The sequence below is a fragment of the Rhodococcus sp. A14 genome (assembly GCF_011603105.1).
GTDB lineage: Bacteria > Actinomycetota > Actinomycetes > Mycobacteriales > Mycobacteriaceae > Rhodococcus_F > Rhodococcus_F opacus.
In genome coordinates this window covers 61,883-82,369 of record NZ_JAAOQS010000025.1, presented here as the reverse complement: position 1 = coordinate 82,369, position 20,487 = coordinate 61,883, and the positions used below count along the sequence as shown (strand labels likewise).

General features: G+C 67.5%; 23 protein-coding genes. 6 read left to right on the top strand and 17 right to left on the bottom strand.

What is annotated here, in order from left to right; genetic code table 11:
* Nucleotides 1-4 precede the first annotated feature (4 nt).
* From G9373_RS15940 to G9373_RS15935, 3 genes are all read right to left on the bottom strand, one after another.
* The gene (locus tag G9373_RS15940) at nucleotides 5-511 is read right to left on the bottom strand and encodes a hypothetical protein (protein WP_005566333.1); all 507 of its coding nucleotides are present in this window, start codon (nucleotides 509-511) and stop codon (nucleotides 5-7) included.
* 31 nt (nucleotides 512-542) lie between these two features.
* A complete protein-coding gene (locus G9373_RS46455; protein ID WP_005566332.1) occupies nucleotides 543-692 on the bottom strand; it encodes a hypothetical protein in 150 nt (49 codons plus the stop codon).
* Between the two features lie 262 nt (nucleotides 693-954).
* On the bottom strand, nucleotides 955-2,115 hold the full coding sequence (locus G9373_RS15935) for an RNA-guided endonuclease TnpB family protein (RefSeq protein WP_167115708.1): 1,161 nt from the start codon (nucleotides 2,113-2,115) through the stop codon (nucleotides 955-957).
* Nucleotides 2,116-2,335: 220 nt separating this feature from the next.
* Between G9373_RS15935 and G9373_RS15925 the strand changes: the two genes are divergently transcribed.
* Nucleotides 2,336-3,100 (top strand): alpha/beta hydrolase, encoded by a 765-nt coding sequence (locus tag G9373_RS15925; protein WP_240960523.1) that lies wholly within the window; start codon nucleotides 2,336-2,338, stop codon nucleotides 3,098-3,100.
* A 43-nt stretch (nucleotides 3,101-3,143) separates the two neighbouring features.
* Nucleotides 3,144-3,563 carry a carboxymuconolactone decarboxylase family protein gene (locus G9373_RS15920; RefSeq protein ID WP_167115705.1) on the top strand — a complete coding sequence of 140 codons (420 nt, stop codon included), beginning with the start codon at nucleotides 3,144-3,146 and terminating at the stop codon, nucleotides 3,561-3,563.
* A gap of 16 nt (nucleotides 3,564-3,579) precedes the next feature.
* Here the strand turns inward: G9373_RS15920 and aztD are convergent, their stop codons facing one another.
* The 4 genes from aztD to aztB all read right to left on the bottom strand — a co-directional run bounded on the left by aztD (nucleotide 3,580) and on the right by aztB (nucleotide 7,869).
* Nucleotides 3,580-4,734, bottom strand: a complete 1,155-nt coding sequence (aztD, locus tag G9373_RS15915; RefSeq protein WP_167115702.1) for a zinc metallochaperone AztD — start codon at nucleotides 4,732-4,734, stop codon at nucleotides 3,580-3,582.
* Between the two features lie 75 nt (nucleotides 4,735-4,809).
* Nucleotides 4,810-5,721: a zinc ABC transporter substrate-binding protein AztC gene (aztC, locus tag G9373_RS15910; RefSeq protein ID WP_005566325.1), complete on the bottom strand. Its 912-nt coding sequence runs from the start codon at nucleotides 5,719-5,721 to the stop codon at nucleotides 4,810-4,812.
* Nucleotides 5,722-5,726: 5 nt separating this feature from the next.
* Nucleotides 5,727-7,001 carry an ABC transporter gene (locus G9373_RS15905; RefSeq protein ID WP_167115699.1) on the bottom strand — a complete coding sequence of 425 codons (1,275 nt, stop codon included), beginning with the start codon at nucleotides 6,999-7,001 and terminating at the stop codon, nucleotides 5,727-5,729.
* Nucleotides 7,002-7,014: 13 nt separating this feature from the next.
* Nucleotides 7,015-7,869: a zinc ABC transporter permease AztB gene (gene aztB / locus G9373_RS15900; protein ID WP_054246559.1), complete on the bottom strand. Its 855-nt coding sequence runs from the start codon at nucleotides 7,867-7,869 to the stop codon at nucleotides 7,015-7,017.
* 18 nt (nucleotides 7,870-7,887) lie between these two features.
* Between aztB and aztA the strand changes: the two genes are divergently transcribed.
* Complete coding sequence (aztA, locus tag G9373_RS15895; protein ID WP_005566322.1) at nucleotides 7,888-8,523, top strand: zinc ABC transporter ATP-binding protein AztA; 636 nt, start codon at nucleotides 7,888-7,890, stop codon at nucleotides 8,521-8,523.
* Here the strand turns inward: aztA and G9373_RS15890 are convergent.
* The 3 genes from G9373_RS15890 to G9373_RS15880 all read right to left on the bottom strand — a co-directional run bounded on the left by G9373_RS15890 (nucleotide 8,504) and on the right by G9373_RS15880 (nucleotide 10,768).
* Nucleotides 8,504-8,896: a VOC family protein gene (locus tag G9373_RS15890; RefSeq protein ID WP_167115728.1), complete on the bottom strand. Its 393-nt coding sequence runs from the start codon at nucleotides 8,894-8,896 to the stop codon at nucleotides 8,504-8,506. The two genes, aztA and G9373_RS15890, sit on opposite strands and share 20 nt — an antisense overlap.
* 26 nt (nucleotides 8,897-8,922) lie before the next feature.
* Nucleotides 8,923-9,399, bottom strand: a complete 477-nt coding sequence (locus G9373_RS15885; RefSeq protein WP_005566320.1) for a VOC family protein — start codon at nucleotides 9,397-9,399, stop codon at nucleotides 8,923-8,925.
* Nucleotides 9,400-9,490: 91 nt separating this feature from the next.
* Nucleotides 9,491-10,768 (bottom strand): aromatic acid/H+ symport family MFS transporter, encoded by a 1,278-nt coding sequence (locus tag G9373_RS15880; RefSeq protein ID WP_167115697.1) that lies wholly within the window; start codon nucleotides 10,766-10,768, stop codon nucleotides 9,491-9,493.
* A gap of 261 nt (nucleotides 10,769-11,029) precedes the next feature.
* Here G9373_RS15880 and G9373_RS15875 point away from each other — a divergent pair, with 261 nt between their 5' ends.
* The 3 genes from G9373_RS15875 (at nucleotide 11,030) to G9373_RS15865 (ending at nucleotide 15,129) form a co-directional block, all read left to right on the top strand.
* Nucleotides 11,030-13,105, top strand: coding sequence for an acyltransferase family protein (locus tag G9373_RS15875; RefSeq protein ID WP_167115693.1), 2,076 nt, complete (start codon nucleotides 11,030-11,032; stop codon nucleotides 13,103-13,105).
* A gap of 16 nt (nucleotides 13,106-13,121) precedes the next feature.
* The gene (locus G9373_RS15870; protein WP_133985185.1) at nucleotides 13,122-13,859 is read left to right on the top strand and encodes an IclR family transcriptional regulator; all 738 of its coding nucleotides are present in this window, start codon (nucleotides 13,122-13,124) and stop codon (nucleotides 13,857-13,859) included.
* Nucleotides 13,860-13,950: 91 nt separating this feature from the next.
* Nucleotides 13,951-15,129: a 4-hydroxybenzoate 3-monooxygenase gene (locus G9373_RS15865; RefSeq protein ID WP_005566316.1), complete on the top strand. Its 1,179-nt coding sequence runs from the start codon at nucleotides 13,951-13,953 to the stop codon at nucleotides 15,127-15,129.
* A 32-nt stretch (nucleotides 15,130-15,161) separates the two neighbouring features.
* Here the strand turns inward: G9373_RS15865 and G9373_RS15860 are convergent, their stop codons facing one another.
* From G9373_RS15860 to G9373_RS15830, 7 genes are all read right to left on the bottom strand, one after another.
* Nucleotides 15,162-15,788, bottom strand: coding sequence for a TetR family transcriptional regulator (locus G9373_RS15860; RefSeq protein ID WP_005259060.1), 627 nt, complete (start codon nucleotides 15,786-15,788; stop codon nucleotides 15,162-15,164).
* Nucleotides 15,789-15,798: 10 nt separating this feature from the next.
* Complete coding sequence (locus G9373_RS15855; RefSeq protein WP_005566315.1) at nucleotides 15,799-17,064, bottom strand: FAD-dependent oxidoreductase; 1,266 nt, start codon at nucleotides 17,062-17,064, stop codon at nucleotides 15,799-15,801.
* 5 nt (nucleotides 17,065-17,069) lie between these two features.
* Nucleotides 17,070-17,255, bottom strand: a complete 186-nt coding sequence (locus G9373_RS15850) for a rubredoxin (protein ID WP_005251084.1) — start codon at nucleotides 17,253-17,255, stop codon at nucleotides 17,070-17,072.
* Nucleotide 17,256: 1 nt separating this feature from the next.
* Nucleotides 17,257-17,424 (bottom strand): rubredoxin, encoded by a 168-nt coding sequence (locus G9373_RS15845; protein ID WP_005259056.1) that lies wholly within the window; start codon nucleotides 17,422-17,424, stop codon nucleotides 17,257-17,259.
* Nucleotides 17,424-18,656, bottom strand: a complete 1,233-nt coding sequence (locus G9373_RS15840) for an alkane 1-monooxygenase (protein ID WP_167115690.1) — start codon at nucleotides 18,654-18,656, stop codon at nucleotides 17,424-17,426. The genes G9373_RS15845 and G9373_RS15840 overlap by 1 nt, the downstream gene beginning before the upstream one ends.
* Before the next feature lie 308 nt (nucleotides 18,657-18,964).
* The gene (locus G9373_RS46450; protein WP_147437003.1) at nucleotides 18,965-19,882 is read right to left on the bottom strand and encodes an aminoglycoside phosphotransferase family protein; all 918 of its coding nucleotides are present in this window, start codon (nucleotides 19,880-19,882) and stop codon (nucleotides 18,965-18,967) included.
* Nucleotides 19,879-20,367 carry a hypothetical protein gene (locus G9373_RS15830; protein WP_054246564.1) on the bottom strand — a complete coding sequence of 163 codons (489 nt, stop codon included), beginning with the start codon at nucleotides 20,365-20,367 and terminating at the stop codon, nucleotides 19,879-19,881. Before G9373_RS15830 ends, G9373_RS46450 begins: the two co-directional genes overlap by 4 nt.
* Nucleotides 20,368-20,487 lie beyond the last annotated feature (120 nt).

Here is a 20,487-nt window from a genome sequence, read left to right as displayed (position 1 = left end):
CGGGTCAGACGAAGGCGAATTCGTCTCCGGCGTGGAACTTGGCGAGCGATTCGGAGACCGATCGCCGTGACGGCGGGTGGAAGGCGAATGCGTGGACGGCGGCGGTGAGGTAGCCGATGTCGGAGGATGTGATGAACGCGATCCCGCCGAGCGATTCGACGGCCGCCGCGGAGGCGCGGACGAGCGCGTCACGAATCGCAATGCGCGAGAACAGTAGCCGCACCGAGATGTCTTGTCCGCGTTCGCCTTCGTCGACGGCGCGGGCGATGTTCTCGATCGCGGCCATCGCGTTCTCCACGTCGGCGGCGGCGCGCACGTAACCCTCGTAGTCGTCCTTGCCCGCCGCCAGTAGCCGCTCGAGCAGCGCGCTCGCCGCGCCCAGGTAATTCGCGGTGACGAGCATGCCGAACCACAGGTACCCGGTCATCTCGTGTCGGCCGTCGGGGTCGTCGGCGCCGTTGAGGAGAACGAGGTCGGCGGGGATCAGCGCGATCGCCCGCTGCACCCGCACGGCCCCAGCCCGCCGGATTCCTTGGAGATGGTCAGTGCGGTGCCGCCTGGGCCCCGAAGCGACCGATCGCTCCGCTGTCTCTGCCTTCGAGCGTGAGCAGGTGTGTCTCGTCCAGGTAGGTGGCAAGGCCGAGCAGAAAGGACGTCAGCGCTGCGTGTTCACGGGCCATCAATGCGGTCATGACAATCCTCGAATTGTTCTCGAAAAGCCGGATCTCCCGAAATATCCACAGGGGCACGAGCGATGGCCTATCCGACCTGCCTGGTCGGCGTCGGTCACCAAACCGGATCGGCGACGCTCCGAATCAACGGAGGAATCCCGATCGTGCACACCGCGGGGAGATTGGTATCGATGGCTATCAACGTATCCGGCCCTGAAGGGCCGGGTTTGCCAGTCGCGTCCCTGACTGGCTGTCAGGGACCCGCCGACTGTAGGCCGGTTGATTAGACGGCCCGATGACTTCGCGTCGTAGTCGTGTACTGCACATACCCGAGGTAGGCGATGTTCAACGCGGCATTGTGATCTGCCTGATCGACATGCCCACACATCCGGCACACGAACCGATCCTGTGTGGTCCGGTTCGCCTTGTCGACGTGTCCGCACGGATAGCACGTCCGCGAGGTGTTACGTGGATCGATCACCACCAGGGGAACGCCCACCGACACGGCTTTGTAGGTCAGGAAGTCCCGCAACTGCGCGTACGCCCACGAGTGCAGTTGTTGCCGCTGAGTCTTGGCCAGCCGTACCCGCTCGCGGATCCCGGAAAGGTCTTCCAGGACAATCCCACGACCGGTGCGTTGCGCCTGGGCAACAATAGTCTTCGAAATCTGATGATTGATATCGGTGGCGTACCGATGCTCCTTCTCACGACGCCCTCGCAACTTCCGCTTCGCCGACTTCGACCCGACCTTTTGCAGGGCCCGCCGGGTCCGCGCGTACTTGGTGCGGCGCGCCGTGACGGCCCCACCGGACCAGTCCGCCGACGCAGCCGTGTCATCAGAGGTCACCGCGAGGTTCACGATCCCCAGATCGACGCCGAGGAACTCCTGGACCACCACCGGTTCGGGTGTCGGGACGTCGACAGTCGCGTAGAGGAACCACATGTTGTCGCGGAACACGAGATCTGTTTCACCGCAACGGTGCTCCAGGAGTTCGCGCTGCCACGGCGCGCACACGTACCGCACTGCCTTGAGTCGACCTTCGCACGTCCAGATGCTGACCGTCGAATCCTGCTGTTGCCAGGACAGGCACCGATCGTCGAACGGTTGCGCCGCCAACGCCCGGAACCCGATCGCCGTGGCGGCGATATCCGTGGCGCGTTTGCCGCCACGCGGGCCATAATTACCGGCCTCAAGGTTCGCGCCCCGCGTCGCGTAGGCGTCCGCGACCTTCTTGATCGTGCGGACCGCCGGTTGCGCCGACAGCCCCAGCGCCTTCAACTGGTGGTAGACGGCCTTCTGCAGGGCGAACGCGCGGCGATCCGCGACGGCCTGCGCGACCCGTGACACCACGTCGGCGGCGGTGTTACACAACACCAGCGTCTCGTGCAGGGCATGCGCCTGCGCGTCGGTGGGTGCGAGTTTTATCTTCACCACCCGTTTCACACCCGCACCCCCTTCACCGCGCGCCGGGTCGAATATTTTGTGGCCCAAAGAGTATCGGCGAGGCGCGTTCTGATCCGATGCTCATTCACTGTGAGGAGATCATGGCAGAGGGGTGTGACAAGTTCGGTGTGACGCTGACCGAGTGCAATGGCGACGCCGATCATGTACATCTGCTGATCCACCACCCACCGGCCAGTCAACGGTGTCGAGGGGTGTCTCTGTGAATATTTACTCCGGCCAGTGGGTGACCGCGGGCGAGACCGTCGTCGATTCGACGCGCCTGACCGAGGCAACCGGCTGGGCACCGACGCTGACGGCCCGGGAGTCGGCGGCCGTCATGATCCTTCTGCAGGGGAAACCCGTGCTGCGCAGGGAAGATGCCCTGGAGCGCCGCATCGCCTGCGAGGCGGCGCTGGAGCCGGCATCCGAATTCGTCGGCGTCGACGGTCGCGGGCTCGAACACGTCCAGATTCCCGCGGCGACCGGGGCCGTGCACGCCGAGATTCACGCGGCGCAGTCGGGCGGCGCAGCCACCGTGGAGTCGGGCGGCGCAGCCACCGTGGTCCTGCCCGCGGCACCCGGACTCCACGCGCGGTATCTCACCCCGTTCGCCGCGGAATTGGCGGAGAACGGGTTCGACGTCGTCGTCGTGGACCTCCCCGGGCACGGGTTGAGCACGGGGAAGCGTGGTCGTGCGACGGTGGCCGGGGTGAACGACGCCCTGGCGGTTGCGCTCGGCTACGCCCGGATCCGGTTCGGTGTCACTCCACTTGTGGTGAGGGTCGGCGACGCGACCGAGCGCGTGTCGCGGCCGGGACGATGGCGATCGAGGGTGGCCCGCTCGCGGACCCACGCGTCGGTCAACCCGGCCGACGGGCTGCTCCCGCGGAGGCTGCGGTACGAGGGTGGGCTCGGGCACATCCCGCACGCCCACTCCGTCCGAGACGTCGTCGCACTCACCCGCGCCGATCGCGTCGACTCGTAGAGTGACTCCCGAACACGTAGGCGCTGTGAACAGGAGTGAACTCATGACCAGTGAAGAACCCGGGAAGCGGAGTCCGGCCGTCGAGGCGGGTCTGACGGTACGGCGTGAGGTGATGGGCCCCGACTTCGTCGAGCGGGCACTCACTCGCACGGCGGGGACCGACAGCGAGCAGCTGCAGGAGTTCGTCACCGAGCACGTCTGGGACGCCGTGTGGAACCGGCCGGGGCTGGACCGGCGAAGCCGCAGCCTCCTCAACCTCGGCATGCTCATCGCGCTGCGTGCACACGGTGAGCTGAAGGGTCACGTGCGGGGTGCACTGCGAAACGGTCTGACCCGCACCGAGGTCGTCGAAGCGGTGATCCACGCGAGCGCCTACTGCGGCGCCCCCGCCGGGTTGTCGGCGATGGCCGTGGTGCAGGAGGCGCTCGACGCGGAACTGGGACCGCTGGAAACCGAAGGCTGACGCCACGGTATGCGAATCAGCCCGTGACGCCGGTGATCTCGTTCGGGATCTCCGGCAGGTCGGCCTGGCCGGATACGGTCCAGGTGTCGAGGTCGATCGTGTGGATCTTCTTCTTCGCGGGATCGGTCACATAGGCGGTGTGGTCCTGCACGTACAGCGCGGGCCGCGGCGACTGCCACTTGTCCGGCTCCGTCCACGGATCGAGGACGTCGACAGTGCGGCTCACCGCCTTGCTGTTCGGGTCGATCACGTGCACGGCGCCGTCGGTGCCGAGGACGAGTGCCTCACCGTGCGGGGCGCGCCCGAGCGAGCGGAACGTGTAGCTGGTGCCCAGGTCGACGAGGGTGAGTTGTCCGGTGGCGGTGTCGGTGAGCGAGACCCGTTCGGGGCGCTCGAGTTCGGCGTCGGGGTCGGTCTTGTAATCGCCCAGCAGTATCGGTGAATCCTCGTCGCCGGCCTGGTTGCCGATGCGCCCGTAGGGATCGGGGCTGGTGACCTTGGTGATGACGCCGTCCCGGTAGATCAGCAGGCCGTTCTGGCATCCCACCACCACCGTCTCGTCGGCGGCGACGGCCTCGCCGTGCACACCGGGGCAGTCCTCGTTGCGTGCGATCTCCTTGCGGTCGCGGTCGAGTACGACGATGCCGGTGCGCTCGTCCTCGTTGCCGACGGTGGTGAGCAGGCTGCCGTCCGAGAGTTCCACGGCCACTCCGTGATGCGCCTCGGGCGTCGTGTACTCGGTGGTGTCGGGTGTTCCTTCGGAGAGTCCGGCCGGATCGAACACGCGCACCAGTCCGGTGCCGTCGTCGAACAGCATCGTCTTGCCGTCGTGCCGGACCACGTGGCCGGGCGTCTTCGCCTCGAACGCGACGTCGGTGAGGGCAGGTTCGGCGGTGTCGAGGGCGGTGAAACTGTTTCCGGTGCTGACCAGCACGTGCCGGTCGTCGCCTGCGGGGTTGAGCCGGGTGAATCCGTCCACCTCGGCAGAACCGACCACGTCGAGGCTCTGCGCGTCGAGAACCAGCACGCCGCCGTCGTAGCTCAGTGCCAGCCGCGGTGCGGCCGAGTTGGTGGTGGTCGCTTCGGCCGCGCCGGAGTCGGTGGAGCAGGACGTGAGAAGTGTCGCCGAGAGTGCCACGGCGGCAACGGCGGTGGGGAGAGGTCTACGCATAAGGGTCACCCAGGAGAATTAACTCTTAATGCAAACGGTTGTCAAAGTCGGAAGTGTGCATGTGTGAATGCATCGCTACGCCAGGCCCTCCGCGATCGCCAGGGAATTCGAATCCATCATCTCGATGTACGTGCCCGCGCCCGAGCCGTACTCGCCCAGTGACTCCGTGAACAGCGAGACGACGTCCACGGGAACACCGGCCTCCGAGGCCATTACCTGCGCGAGCCGATCGGGCTGGGAGGAGTCGACGAAGATCGCGGGAACCCTCGCCGCGGTGATCGTCGCGGCGAGGTCCGAGAGGTCCGACGCGCTGGGCGACGCCAGGGTGGTTCCGCTGGGAATCACCGCCCCCACGGTATCGAAGCCGAAACGTTCGGCCAGATAACCGAAGACATGATGATTGGTCACCAGCTTTCGCCGATCTGCGGGGACGGTCGCGAATCTGTCCGCCATCCGGGCAGTGAGTTCCTCGAGTTGCCGGGCGTAGCTGTCCGAGTTCGTGCGGACGGCTCCCGCATCGATCTCCGGCACGTGTTCGATCACCGCGTCGCGGATCAGTGCAACAGCCTCGCGTACCCGGTCCGGATCGGTCCAGATGTGCGGATCCATGGTGCCCGTGGACTTTCCGGAACGGTACTCGATCGGCCGCACGGCCTCACCGACCTGCAGGATCGGGACACCCTCGGAGCGTGCGGTGTCGACGGTCTTGCCGATTCCCTCCTCGAGTCCGAGACCGTTCGACACGAGGAGGTCGGCACGCTCCACGCGCGCGGCGTCCGATGCGGAGATCTCGAACGAATGGGGATCGGCGCCTCTCGGCATCAGCACCTTCACGTCGGCCTGGTCGCCGACGACGTTCTGCACCACGTCGCCCAGAATGTTCGTGGTCACGACCACCACGGGCCCGTCGGACGCGCCCGGGGTGCACCCGGTCACGGACAGTGCCGCGAGTGCGGTCAGGAGGGTCAGCGGCAGTAGGCGCCGCATTTTGCTCACAGCCCGACCACGCCGAGGGTGGACGCGGCGACTCCGACGTCGAGAGTCCGCGCCACCCGCGCGTTGTCCCGGAAGTCGATCTCGGTCACCGTCTTCGATGCGGGATCCGAGACGTACGCGCGGGTGCCGCCGACGACCACGGCAGGCGGGGTCGCGGACTCGTCGCTCCAGTCGTAGGGGGTGGCCAGCACGTGCGAGGAAGCGGTCTCCGCGCCGGTCGTCGTGTCGTACATACGGAAGGTGCCGTCCGCGAGGACCGCGAACACGGAGCGACCGTCGCCCGCCACTGCGACGCTCAGCGCGCGATCCGGGGTCCGGACCTGCGTCCACCCGCGGGTGCGTGCATCGAAGACCAGCACCCCGACGTTGGTGGCGGCGGGTCCGGCGGCGGCGACGTGGATCGGCAGGCCGTCGTGTCCGCGGAACGACGTGGGTCGGGTGGCGGCGTCGATGCCCGCCGGGTACGGAACCTTCTCCGACGTCCACGCCCCGGCCGCGGTGGTCGCGAGGAACAGTCCGTCGTCGCACGCGGCCAGTACGCCCGTGTCGGACACGGCCGTGCCTTGTATGTTCGGGCAGGCGGTGTCGAAGCTCTGCTCGACCTGCCCGTCCGCCGTGTGGACCTCGAACGTGCCGGGGCGGGAACCGGTTCCGTTCGCGGCCGAGCGCGACACCACGAAACCGTCGGCGATCGGGAGGGCGACGCCGTGGTGCGGTGCGTCGGCGTCCACGACGGTCCCGACGTCGATGCTGTCCTTGCGGAGCGCGGCGAAGTCGATCACGCGGGCGAGTCCGTCGCCGTCGAAGAACGTCGCCACCTTGTCGTCGCCTTCGATCACGTGCGCCGGCTTGCCGCCCTCGAGGGCGCCGAGTTCGACCGGTGGCTTGGTGTACGAGTGGGTGTGGTCCCGGTGATCGATGGTCCAGGAACCGGCGTCCACCACATGCACGGCACCGCCGGCGCCGTCCACGGCGAACGCGTAGCGGTCCTTCACCGTCGTCACCCGCGTCGGGTTGTCGAACTCGAACGAATGGAGAGTCTCTGCCGTCGCGAGGTCGAGCACGTCCACGCGACCGGAGTCGGCGTCCGACACGACGAGCCGAGGTTCGGGCCCCTCGACCTCGGTGGATCCGGCCTCGGCGGCAAGGTCGCTACCCGGTTGGTTCCGGCCGTCGGGGGATGCGGCCTCCTCTTGTGGGGATGCGCAGGCGCCGAGCGTCAGCGCGGCGACCGCGGCAATTGCTGCGCGGGCGAGGGTCGTGTTCGGCATTCGTGGTCTCCATCTATCGAACGGGAATCGGAGTGGGCAAGAGGGCAGGCCGAAGTCGTCGCGCCGCCGACCGGGCCAGGGCCGCGACGAAGAACTGGAGCACGGCGATTCCGGCGATCGTCGCGCCCGCGGCGGTGTCGGCATTCCACGACACGATCAGCCCGGCGAAGGTGGCCGACCAGCCGAGGAGCACGGCAATCGCCATCGTCGCGCCGATCGACCTGCCGAACAGTGCTGCGGTAGCGGATGGAGCGACGAGGAGGCCGAACACGAGCAGGGTGCCGACGATGCGGAACGAGGCGACCACCGCGAGGACCACCAGTGCGAGGAGCGCGAGGTGCGCCCACCGCGGCTGCAGACCCAGGGTGTGGGCCTTGCGTTCGTCGAAGACGAGGGCGACGAAGGGGCGGTATGCGATCACCGAGACGATCCCGGCGACCGCGGCCGCCACCGCGAGCCAGACCAGATCTCCCCGTGTCGCCGACAGGACGTCACCGAACAGGAAGGCTGTGAGATCGACCGCGAACGACCGTGCGCGCGAGACGATCACGACACCCAGTGCGAGCATGCCGACGAACAGCAGGCCGATCCCGGTGTCTTCGGACAGTCGCGAATTCTTCGACACCCAGGCGACGCCGAGGATCATGACGACCGCACTCGCGGCCGCGCCGAGGAGGAGATTCGCGCCGGCGAGATAGGCGACGGCAACCCCGGGCAGCATGCCGTGTGAGATGGCCTCGCTCATGAAGGCCATGCCGCGCAACACGACCCACGTGCCCACCAGGCCGCAGAGGACGGACACCAGCATTCCCGCGAAGAGCGCGCGCCGGACGAAGGACACCATCAGGGGGTCGAGTAGCCACTGCACTCTGCTAATCTAACGATAATGATTGTCGTAAGCGAAATCGCGGTCCGGTACGGCCCGACCCCGGCGTTGAACGGTGTGAGCGTGCGGCTCACACCGGGTACCGTCACAGCCGTCGTGGGGCACAACGGTTCGGGGAAGTCGACGCTCCTGCAGTGTCTGGCGGGCATCGCGCGACCGACGACGGGACGGATCGACGGCACGAAGGGGTTGGGAACGGCATATGTGCCGCAACGCAATGCGGTGAGCGATCAGCTACCGCTGACCGTGCGCGAGGCGGCGTCCATGGGGGCCTGGCACCGACGTGGATTGTGGCGGCGGCTCACTCCCGGCGACCGTGACGCCGTCGACGAGGCGCTGAACAGGCTCGGTCTCGCGGATCTCGGCCGACGGCGGATCGGCACATTGTCGGGCGGGCAGCGTCAACGCGCCCTGCTCGCGCAGGCGCTCGTGCAACGCGGCGACCTGCTGCTCCTCGACGAGCCCACCACCGGTCTCGACGCGGAGGCCCGCGCGGTGATCGGCGACGTCGTCGGCGAAGAAGCGGCGCGGGGTGCGATCGTCGTCGTGGCCACGCACGAATCCCACGACGCGGAACGCGCCGACCAGGTGCTGACCCTGTCGTCGGGGGTGCAGCTCACCCCACTTCGACGATGACGAGTTTGTTTCCGTCCGGATCCCGGAAATAGAACATGGGCGGCACGTAGTCGCCCATCCGCAAGACCTCCACGTCCACGTCGACGCCGTTCGCCGCCAGGGTCGCATGATCGGCGTCGGCGTCCGAGGTGGTGAGGCGGATGCCCGTCTCGACGCCCGCGGGGACGCCGTCACGGGTCGGGACGAGCGCGATCGACGTCGCCGATCCCGGTGGCGCCACCTCCACCCACCGCTGTCCGGGGCTGAACTCCGCATCCATGCGACGCTCGAAACCAAGTGTGCCCACATAGAATTCGAGCGCCCTATCCTGATCGGTGACCGGGACCGCCACCGTGTGCACCCCGTTGATGTGGGTCTTGCCGTCCGCGCTCATACCGTCCACCCTCTCGTCGGCAGGCGTCACGCCTGCGCGAACGCCTTCTCGAGTTCGGCGACGTCGAGTTTGCGCATCTTCAGCATGGCCTGCATGGCGCGCTGTGCCTTCTCGGTGTCCGGGTCGCGCATGAGTTCGTACAACCGCTCGGGCACCACTTGCCAGGAGACGCCGAAACGGTCCTTGACCCAACCGCATTGGCTTTCCTCGCCGCCGTCGCCGGTGAGGGCGTCCCAGTACCGGTCCACTTCCTCCTGATCCTTGCACAGGATCTCGAAAGAGATGGCCTCGTCGAACGTGAACTGCGGCCCCCCGTTGAGCGCGATGAACGGCTGCCCGTTGATCTCGAAGGACACCGTCAACACCGCCCCCTCCGGACCGGGAGTGTTCGGACCGTAGTGGGTGACCTCCGTGATCCGCGAATTCGGAAACAGGGACGTGTAGAACTTCGCGGCCTCTTCGCCTTGGGTGTCGAACCAGAGGCAGGGGGTGATGGGTTTCATGGCGCAGTTCCTCTCGCAGGTCCTCGTCGATTCATCCTCGCCGATATAGACCGCGCCCACGCCCGAAACTCATCGGACGGCTGTCAGGAGTTCAGCGCACCGTCCGGGTGGACGAGATGGCGATCGCTCCGAACAGCCCTACCAGGGCGAATGCGTAGAAGCCCCACGGCACCGCGTAGCCGGCGCCCAGCAGAACGCCGCCGAGGATCGGACCGCAGATCGCGCCGACCCGGCCCACACCGGCCGACCAGCCGAGTGCGGTGGCGCGGATCTGCGGCGGGTGGTTGGCGCTCGTGAACGCGTAGACGAGAACCTGTGCGCTGAACACGAAGCAGCCGGCGAGGAACACCAGGGCGTAGATGCCGAACGACACCTTGACGCTGAGCAGGGCGAGGAACACCGCGGCGCCCGCGAACCAGATGATGGCCGCCGTGCGCGGGCCGATCTTGTTGGCGACGCCGCCCGCGATCAGCAGTCCGACCACCGCGCCTGCGTTGAGGATCAGCAGGAACGTCAGCGACGCGCCGAGGTTGTAGCCCGCCTCACGCATGATCGTCGGCAGCCACGTGTTGAGGCCGTAGACGAGCAGCAGTCCCATGAACGAGGTGACCCAGATGGTGATGCTGTTGCGCAGGAACGGACGCGAGAACAGGGCGCGCACCGGGTTCGCCGAGGCCGCGACGGGAGCGTCGGCTGCGGGTGCCGCTTCCAGTTCCAGGCCGTACTGCTTCGCGACGGCCTCGGCCTCGGCGCGCTTGCCGTGCGCCAGCAGGTACGAGGGGGATTCGGGGAGGTACCGCAGCATCAGCGGAATCAGGACCACGGCGGGCAGGGCGCCGACGACGAACATCGAACGCCAGCCGAACGGTTCGATCAGCACGATCGCCAGCGCAGCGGTCGCGACAGCACCCACGTGATACCCGGTCATCAGCAGCGTCGACGCGGAGCCGCCGCCCTGCCTCTTCGAGAACTCGTTGACCAGGGCCAGCGCAGTCGGCAGTGCGCCGCCGAGTCCGACCCCAGCCAGGAAGCGGAACAGTCCGAAGAAGAACGGGTTTGGCGCGACCGCGCAGAGGAGCGTGAGAACGGAGAACGCCGCAACGGCATACAGGAGGGCCCGCCGGCGTCCGATGACGTCGGTGAGCGTACCGATGACCAGTGCGCCGATGGTCATGCCGACCAGGCCGAATGTCGAGATGAACGTGATCGTTCCGGTGGTCAGACCCCAGTCCTCGTAGTCGAGGAGTGAAGGGATGACGGCGCCGAGGACCACCAGGTCGAAGCCGTCGAGCAGCACGGTTACCCAGCAGAGGGGCGCGACCCAGAGGGCGGTGGAGGCGCGAACGGCGCTTTGTTGGGAAGTGGGCATGATGTCCTCGACATTCGGCGGCGTTCGCTATACGAACACCGGTTCTATGAGCGCACTCATTGTGTGGCGCGCCATAGTTGCCTGTCAAACATCGGCTACTCCACACCCCGGCGGTCCGCCGATCCTGGGCGCTCGCCCAATGTCACCCGGTGCCGTCCGACTGGACCGATGCGGCATTCGGCCCCGCTCGGGTTGGTCAAGAACTGGTAAACCCGGTGTGGATAATCGATCGGGTACCGAGTCGATGAGCCAGGACGGATTGTGAGACCCAACCCCCAGGTGGCTGCGAGCCGTCCGAGCCACGCCGCGGCGCCGCCGTCGGCCGCGGGCGGTTACCGGTACGACCTCGACGGTCTGCGCGGAATCGCGATCGCGCTGGTCGTGGTCTATCACGTGTGGTTCGGGCGGGTGTCCGGCGGCGTCGACATCTTCTTGATCCTCTCCGGGTTCTTCTTCACGGGCATGCTCGTGCGACGCGCCGGGGCGGACTCGGGTCCGTCGATACCCGCCGTCCTGCGGCGCACCGCCCGCCGGCTGCTGCCCGCGCTCGTGGTGGTGTCGGCCGCGACCGCGGTCGTGACCGTGATCCAGCGGCCGTTCACGCAGTGGTCAGGGATCGCGGACCAACTCCTCGCGTCACTGCTGTACGTGCAGAACTGGCAGCTGGCCCGGACGGCATCCGACTACGCCGCCGCCGACGCGTCGGTCAGTCCGCTCCAGCACCTGTGGTCGATGTCCGTGCAGGGTCAGTTCTATCTGCTCGCCCTCGCGGTGGTGGCCGGGATCGCGTGGACGTGCCGTCGTCGCGGCCGACCGGACCTCCTCCGGCCCGTGCTCGGCGGTGTCCTCGTTCTCGGGTTGGTGGCGTCGTTCGCCTACGCGGCCGTGCTGTCGCAGGACCGGCAGTCGTGGGCGTACTTCGACACGTTCGCGCGACTGTGGGAGCTGCTCGCGGGGGCGCTGCTCGCACTCGTCGTGCACCGGGTCGCGCTGCCCCGGCGGTCGCGGACCGTCCTCGCGGTGTCGGGGTTCGCCGTGGTCCTCGGGTGCGGGTTCCTCGTCGACGGCGCCGCCCTGTTCCCCGGCCCGGCCGCCCTGATCCCGGTCGGCGCGGCGGTGGCGCTGATCCTCGCGGGCGCAGGCGAGTCCGAGCAGCCGGCGATCGTGACGATGATGGCGTCGCGGCCGTTCGTCGAACTCGGTGGCCTGGCGTATTCGCTGTACCTGTGGCACTGGCCGATCCTCATCTTCTACCTCACGTGGCGGGAGCGGCCCGCGGTCGGAGCGCTCGGCGGACTCGCGGTGATCCTCGTGTCGCTGATGCTGGCGTGGCTCACCCAGCGGCTGGTCGAAGCGCGGTTCCAGACCGGGTCGGCCCGTCCGAGGCGAGCGCTGACCGCGCTGGTCGCGATCCTCGGCGTCACCGTGGTGGGGACCGCGTGCGGCTGGCACGTGTATCTCGTTCGCAACCCCGAGACGACCGCCCGGGTCGGTGAGCTGGACCCGTGGCTGTACCCGGGCGCGGCGTCGTTGACCGACGGCGCGTTCGCGCCGCGCACGGACATGCGCCCCACCCTGCTCGAAGCGTCGGGAGATCTTCCACAGCCGACCCTCGACGGCTGCATCTCCGATCTGAGCACCCGCGACGTCGTCACCTGTGTGTACGGCGACCTCACCGCCGACCGGACGATCGCCGTGGTGGGCAGTTCCCACGCCGAGCACTGCGTGCCCGCGCTCGATCGCATCGGGCAACAGCGCGGCACCCGGGTCGAGACGTACCTCAAGATGGGGTGCCCGCTGACCGTCGCGGACGTTCCGCTGCTCGCCGGCGAGCCGTATCCCGACTGCGGCGACTGGTCCCGCGACGTCCTCGACCGACTCCGGGATCACCGACCGGACTGGGTGTTCTCGACGTCCTCGCGTCCCAACGACGAGGGCGCCGGCGACGTCACCCCCGACGACTACGTGGGCCTCTGGGCGCGGCTCGCGGATTTCGGGCTCCCGTTCCTCGGCATCCGCGACACGCCGTGGCTGCACGACGACGGCGTCCCGTATTCGGTCGTCGACTGCCTCGCCGACGGCGGCGACGCCGACAGTTGCGGAATGCCCCGCGACGACGTCCTCGCCCCGGACAATCCCACGCTCGAGGCGGCCCGCGACCTGCCGTCGGTGCATCCGCTCGACCTCACGGACGCCGTGTGTGACGTGGCGATCTGCCGTGCGGTGCAGGGAAACATCCTCGTGTACCACGATTCGCATCACCTCTCGGCGACATACGTCCGGAGCCTCGTCCCCGAACTCGACCGTCAGATCGGCATGGCCACCCGCTGGTGGTGACCGGGATACTGGCGGCATGTCCGAAGACGACCGCAGCATGCTGGGACGCGCCTTCCTGGTGCTGGGTTCGTTCACCTCGGAGCGCCCTCGCCTGACACAGTCGGAGCTGAGCCGCCGCACCGGACTGCCGCTGCCGACGGTGCACCGGCTGTGCCGCCAACTGGTCGGCAACGGCGCCCTCGAACGCGTCGACGACGGGCACTACGAGATCGGGGTGCGGCTGTGGGAGTTGGGTGCGCTCGCGCCCCGCGCCCACGGATTGCGGCAGGTGGCGTTGCCGTACCTCGAGGACCTGTACGAGGCGACGCGGGAGAACGTCCAGCTCGTGGTCCGGGAAGATCTCGAGGCGCTCTACATCGAACGGCTGTCGGCGCGCGGCGCCGTGACCGTCGTCGGGAGAGCCGGTGGCCGGTTGCCGCTGCACGCGTCGAGCGGCGGTCTCGTGCTGCTGGCATTCGGCGGCACGGACCTCCTCGACGAGGTTCTCGCGGCGGGGCTCGAACGCTTCACGCCGTCGACCATCACCACCGAACATCGCCTGCGCAGCACCCTCGACGACATCCGCAGGACCGGCTGGGTCACGTGCCGCGAACACCTCAACGTCGGAACGCTGGCCGTGGCCGCGCCGGTGTCGCGATCGACGGGTGAGGTGGTGGCAGCGGTGTCCGTCGTGGTTCCGGCGGAAAAGGATCCCGCGCCCCTGATCCCGGCGGTGCGGGCGGCGGCGCGCGGCATTTCCCGCGGCGTCGCGTAGCTCGTCTTTCACTCAGTGAAAGAGGGGGTGTTGCGATCACACGGCGGGCAGCACAGTGACTGGTGTCACGAACTACGCGAGGAGTCTGCTCATGAACACACAGGTCGGGATCGTCGGCGGGGGTCCCGCAGGACTGATGCTGTCCCATCTCCTGCACCTGAAGGGCATCGATTCCGTCGTGCTCGAAAGCCGCACCCGCGAGGAGGTGGAGGGAACGATCCGGGCCGGTGTGCTCGAACAGAACACCGTCGACCTGATGGTCGACACCGGACTCGGCGACCGCGTCAAGCGTGAAGGGCTCACCCACCACGGCATCGAACTGCGGTTCGGCGGCCGCGGCCACCGCATCGACTTCGACGAACTGACGAACGGCCGCGCCGTCACCGTCTACCCACAGCACGAGGTCCTCAAGGACCTCATCGCCCGGCGTCTCGAAGACGACGGCGACATCCGCTTCGGCGTCTCCGACGTGCAGGTTCATGACCACACGTCCGACAACCCGAAGATCACCTACCTCGACGCCGACGGCAACGAGCAGACGCTCACCTGCGCGCTCGTCGCCGGCTGCGACGGCTCGCGGACCTCGACTCGCGGTCTCATCCCCGGGACCACCGTGCGCACCGACCACTTCCGCCAGTACCCGTTCGCCTGGTTCGGCATCCTCGCCGAGGCCCCGCCGTCGTCCGAGGAACTGATTTACGCCAACCACCCCCGCGGCTTCGCGCTCATCAGCACCCGCACCCCGGAGGTCCAGCGGCACTACCTGCAGGTCGACCCGGACGACTCCGTCGACAACTGGTCCGACGACCGCATCTGGTCGGAACTGCACGCCCGCGTCGACGGCGAAGGCGCGGAGATCAAGGACGGCAAGATCTTCCAGAAGTCGATCCTGCAGTTCCGCAGCTTCGTGTGCGAACCCATGCAGCACGGCAACCTCTTCCTCGCCGGCGACGCCGCCCACACCGTGCCCCCCACCGGCGCCAAGGGCATGAACCTGGCGATCGCCGACGTGTACTTCCTCTCCAAGGCGATGGCCGAATACTTCGCCACCCGCAATCGGGCCGGGCTCGAGGGCTACACCGACAGCGTCCTCCCGCGCGTGTGGCGGACCCAGCACTTCTCCTGGTGGATGTCCTCGATGCTGCACCGACTCCCCGACGAGACCGGATTCGGACACAAGCGGCAGGTCGCCGAACTGGACATGGTCACCCGGTCCGTCGCCGGACGCACCCTCATCGCCGAGAACTATGTCGGCACTCCGCTGGGCTGACGCCCCCGTGAGTACTTGTTAACGTCGGGCGGTTAATAAGTACTCACGGGTGGCGGAGCCGCAACGAACGGGGCGAAGAGCCGGGCGGTGTTCGCCGACGCCGCCGCGGTGTCCTCGGGTGGGTTGGCGATGAAACTCAGGGCGAGCCGGACGATGGCGTGCGCGATGACGTCCGCGTCGTCCGGGGAGGAGTTCACCCACGACCGTTGCAGCGTCTGTGCGAGCCGTTCGGCCGCGGGTCGGATGATGATGTTGCTGTCCGTCGTGATCAGGCGCAGCAGATCTTCCGGTGCCTTCCCCTGGTGCAGAGACATCACCAGGGGATCGGCTCCGCTGAGTTCGAAGAACGTCGCATACCCGTGCCGCAGCGCAGTCGTCGCGTCGCCGGGGTTCTCGTACAGAGCGGATTCGATGACGGTGACGAGGTTGTCGGTCAGCCGTAGTGCGTACCCCTCCGCCAGGCCGCGCCGCGATCGGAACTCTTTGTAGATCGTCTGCCTGCTCAGGCCCGCGGCGACCGCGACGTCGGTCATCGTGATTGTCGGCCACGGACGTTCGAGCAGCAGCTCCCGAAGCGCATCGAGGGTGGTCTCCCGCATCAGCGACGTTGCGGCCAGCCGGTATCGACTCTGTCGCTCGGTGCGGTCGTCTGCGGACATGACCTCGATGCTAGCGGGCGGCCGCGACCCGACCTTCCCGCTCGTCGGCGAGAACGTCGGTCAGAGCAACCGACTCGTCCGCCAACGCGGCGCGGTCGACGGTGCCGCCCCGGGCGATCATCGTGCGCACGGTGCGGAGGTCCTTCGGGCGGCCCACGGCGATGACCCCGACCGGCGTGTCCTCACGCACCGCGACCGCTGTGAAATCGCGATCGTCGATCGAACCGCGGATCACGTAGTCGTCGTCGAAACGGGTCGCGCCGGCGAACTGCACGTTGTGGCCGTACTGCGTGGACCACCCCCACGGAACGTCGGTGAACGGCGCGGGCTTTCCAAGGATGGAGTGCGCGGCGGCAATCCCCTGGGCCTGAGCTCCGTTCCAATGTTCGGAACGGTAACGCTCCGAGTCACGTACACCGGGGATGTTGGCCGCGTCGCCGGCCGCGTAGACACCGTCGGCCGACGTGCGAAACTGCCCATCGACGGTGATGCCGTTGTGGACGCGCAGTCCCGCCGCGACCGCGAGCGTCACCTCGGGGACGGTGCCGACCGACACGAGGACGGTGCCGGCACTCCAGCTGCGACCGTCGTCCGCGGTGGCGCGGGCGGAGCCGTCGTCGCTCACGTCGAGCGACGACAGTGCGACATCCGTGCAGACGTCGACGTCGTTCTCGGAGTGCAGCGAAGCGATCATCGTCGAGATGTCCGGGGGCACAATTCGACTGAGGAGCGACCGGTCGCGTTCGAGGACGGTGACCTCCGCGCCGAGCGACCGCGCCGTGGCCGCGACCTCACATCCGATGAGACCCCCGCCGATCACGAGCAGGGACCCGGTGCGTCGAATCGACTCGCGAAGGGAATCGGCGTCGGCCATCGACCGCAGAGTGAAGAAGTGCGCACCGGAGACACCCTCGAGTTTTCGGGCCCGGCCGCCGGTCGCGAGCAGCAGAGCACTGAATGACAGGGTCTCTCCGGAGGAGAGCGTCACCAACTTCCGCCTGGTGTCGAGTTCGACTGCCGTTGCACCGGTGATCAATTCGATATCTCTTTCCTTCCAGAAAGAGCCCGGCTTCAGTGCGGTCTTCTCCGCCGCCGTGGCACCCGACAGGAAGTCTTTCGACACCGTCGGACGCCGATAGGGCGGTGCGGGTTCGTCTCCGATCAGGACGACGCGTCCGCTGAAGCCTTCCGACCGGAGCGTCTGCGCGGCGCTCGCCCCCGCGATACCGGACCCGACGATGACCACCGTCGACAGTTCCGTGGAGTGATTCGACATTGCGCTCACGCCCGGCTGACCTCGACCATGTCGAAGTCCGCCTTGGCGGCCCCGCAGTCGGGGCACGACCAGTCCTCGGGAATGTCGTCCCACCTGGTGCCGGGCTCGATGCCGTCCTCCGGCCAGCCCTCGGCCTCGTCGTACTCGAATCCGCATTGGACGCAGCGGTAAAGCTTGAAATCGGTGCTCATGTCACGCCACCCTCGGGTCGAAATCGATCTTCTCGCGGACCCCGCAGTCGGGGCAGCACCAGTCGTCGGGCACGTCGGCCCACGCGGTGCCGGCGGGGAATCCCTCACGCGGTGCGCCGGACGCCTCGTCGTAGACGTAGTCGCAGACCGGGCACTGGTAGGCGGCCATCACCGAACTCCGCCGCTGTACTTGGCCAGCACCTTCTCACGCTTGCCGGGTTGGATGTTCACACGGGTGATGTCACCGTCGTAGTGGTCGAGCACGCGGTGATCCATCACCTTGCGCCAGAGCGGCGGGAAGTACGCGAGCGTGATCATGCTGGCGTAGCCACTGGGCAGGTTGGGGGCGCCGTCCATGCTCCGGAGCGTCTGGTAGCGCCTGGTCGGGTTCGCGTGATGGTCGCTGTGGCGCTGCAGGTGGTACAGGAAGATGTTGGTGACGATGTGGTCGGAGTTCCAGCTGTGTGCGGGAGCGCAGCGCTCGTAGCGGCCGCTGGCGGTCTTCTGACGCATCAAGCCGTAGTGCTCGAGGTAGTTGACCGTCTCGAGGAGAGAGAATCCGTAGACGGCCTGAATGATCAGGAACGGGATGACGACCGGACCGAATATGGCGATGAGCGCACCGAACAGCACCACCGACATGAGCCAGGCATTGAGCACGTCGTTGTGAATGCTCCAGGTGCTCTTGCCGAGTCGCTGCATCCGCGTCTTCTCGAGCTCCCAGGACGACTTCAGGCTTCCCCAGACACTGCGGGGCAGGAACGTCCAGAAGCTTTCTCCGAACCGTGAACTCGCCGGGTCCTCCGGCGTGGCGACTCGGACGTGGTGGCCCCGGTTGTGCTCGATGTAGAAGTGGCCGTAGAAGGTCTGCGCGAGAGTGATCTTGGCCAGCCACCGTTCGAGTTCGGTCTTCTTGTGACCCATCTCGTGTGCGGTGTTGATGCCGATGCCGCCCATGACGGCGACGGTGAACGCGACGCCGACCTTCGACACCAGCCCGAGGCCGCCGTCGATGCCGAGCCAGGAGAGGTTGTCCGCCGACCAGAGGTAGCACGCGAACACCAGGCTCGCCATCTGGAACGGGATGAACACGTAGGTGCAGTACCGGTAGTACCTGTCGTTCTCGAGCTGTTCCATCATTTCCTCGGGAGGGTTCTGGCCGTCGGGCCCGAAGAACCTGTCGAGGAGTGGAAGCAGTCCGAACAACAGCAGGGCGCCGATCCACCACCACACCGGAGCCGCCGCCGACCATCCCAATTGGTTGAAAGCCCACACGAGCCCCGCAGCGAGGAACAGTGAGGTCGGGGGAATCAATCCCATCAGCCACAGGTAGCGCTTGCGGTCACGCCACGCTTCCGGTGGTGCCTCTCCTGCCATCCCGCTGATATTCGACGTCGTCACGATCCGAACCTCCTCGTCCAGTGGCCGTACCGGTATGAACCAGCTCACTCTCGTTTGGACAGTACACGGACTTAGATCCAGCGTCTAGACAAAAATAGAGATTTGTAAATCCTGCAAGATGCAGTGCTCTAACGCCGGGGTCTTCGCTGCCGATAGACAGGTTGACACCGTTGCACCGTGCTGAGGAGGCCCTCGATGTTCCGCGACCCCGGACTTCCCGACTGGCTCGAATTCGTCCTGGGCCTGCTCGGGTACCGCTGGTAGCTCCGCCTGTGAGTACTTATTAACCACGGGCGGTTAATAAGTACTCACGGGCGAAGCATGGCGGCAATGTGCCAGAGCCGGGGCTGGTCGATCGACCCCTCTACGCAGCGCGCGAACAGCCACAGGCGCAACCGCTCGCGGTCGAGTCCGAGCAGGCCGGCCATCCGGCTCGAGAATCCGACGGGGTCGGCGGCGAGGCGGTCGACATGGTCGAGCATGTGCTGCAGCACGTCGTACGTCGGATCGCCGACATACGGTTTGGGATCGATCACCAGCCACGGCTCGCGCGCGGCGGACAGCACGTTGTCGGGGTGAAGGTCCGTGCACAGCAGCCGCGACTGCGTTGCCGTCCTGGGTAGTTCGCGGAACAGCTCCATGCCGGTTCGCGCCAGGCCCGGATCCAGGCGCGGAGCGCGTGCGAGTTTCTCCTCGAACTCGTCGGCCCACACGTCGCACATGCTGGTGAGTGGGCGGAACGGGTTATCGGCGGGTGGTTCGATCCACAGCCTGCGCAGCAACCCGGCGATCACGACGTCCTGTTCCTCGGGCGGCCGGACGTCGGACAGCGGGGTGCCGGGCTCGCAGGCTTCGAGGAGTAGCGCCGTGGTGTGGTCGAGCACGCGGCGGGCGAGCAGTCGGACGGCGCCGTCACCGTTCCAGGCTGCGAGTCCGTCCGCCTCGTGCAGGGCCTCGTCGTGTCGCCAGCCGATCTTCAGCACCACGTGTTCGCCGGCGGCGGTGCGTGCGGGCGCCGTCCAGGACGTCACGCCGCCCGGCTGGAACGGGCGACCGATGTCCAGCGACCACTGCCGACTCACCGTTTCGACGACGGCGGGGAGGTCGGACAGCCACGTTCGGCGCGGCGCGTCGGGTGCGTCGTACGCGGCCATCTCTCGCACGAGGTTCGTCGGCAGTTCCAGATCCGGCACACCCGCGTTGTGCCTCGCGGATCGTCGGGTCACCGCCTTCCGCGGTCCCACACGCGCCGCGTCTGCTCGGCGATGTCAGGGTGGTGGGTCTGCTGGAAGTTGCGTCCACCGCGGGCGAAGGTGTGCACGGTCGCGGGCGGTACGTCGAGCTCGGCGACGGGTGCGTCGAGCCACTCGCAGTCTCGGAGGTGCACCAGATCCACAGCCGCGGCCTCCGGACTCGAGTCGTAGCGCCACGGACCGTCGATCCGGCCGAGGAGGTAGAGCCCGTCGGCGTCACGCGACCAGACGAACGATCCGTCCAGCACCTGCGTGAAGCGTTCGAGCCGGCGCGCGGCCGGATCACCGTAAGTGCGCTCGGTCGCGTCGAGCGCCTCACTCAGATCGACGGGAGGTGGGGCCAGCAACCCGCCGATTCCACACACGTCCATCGCGAGCGCGCGTTGCACCGCGAGCCCTGGGATCACGTCGTCGCGACGGGAACGCATCGGTGCGCGGTAGACGTCGGCGGGTGTCATACGTATGGATTCTCCCTGACGCCGAACCGCGACAGCACTCTTCGGCAATCGTCCACCCGGGTAAACTAGAACCTGTTACATTCGCGGGAGGGGTGCTACTTCTGGAACTCGGAGAGAACT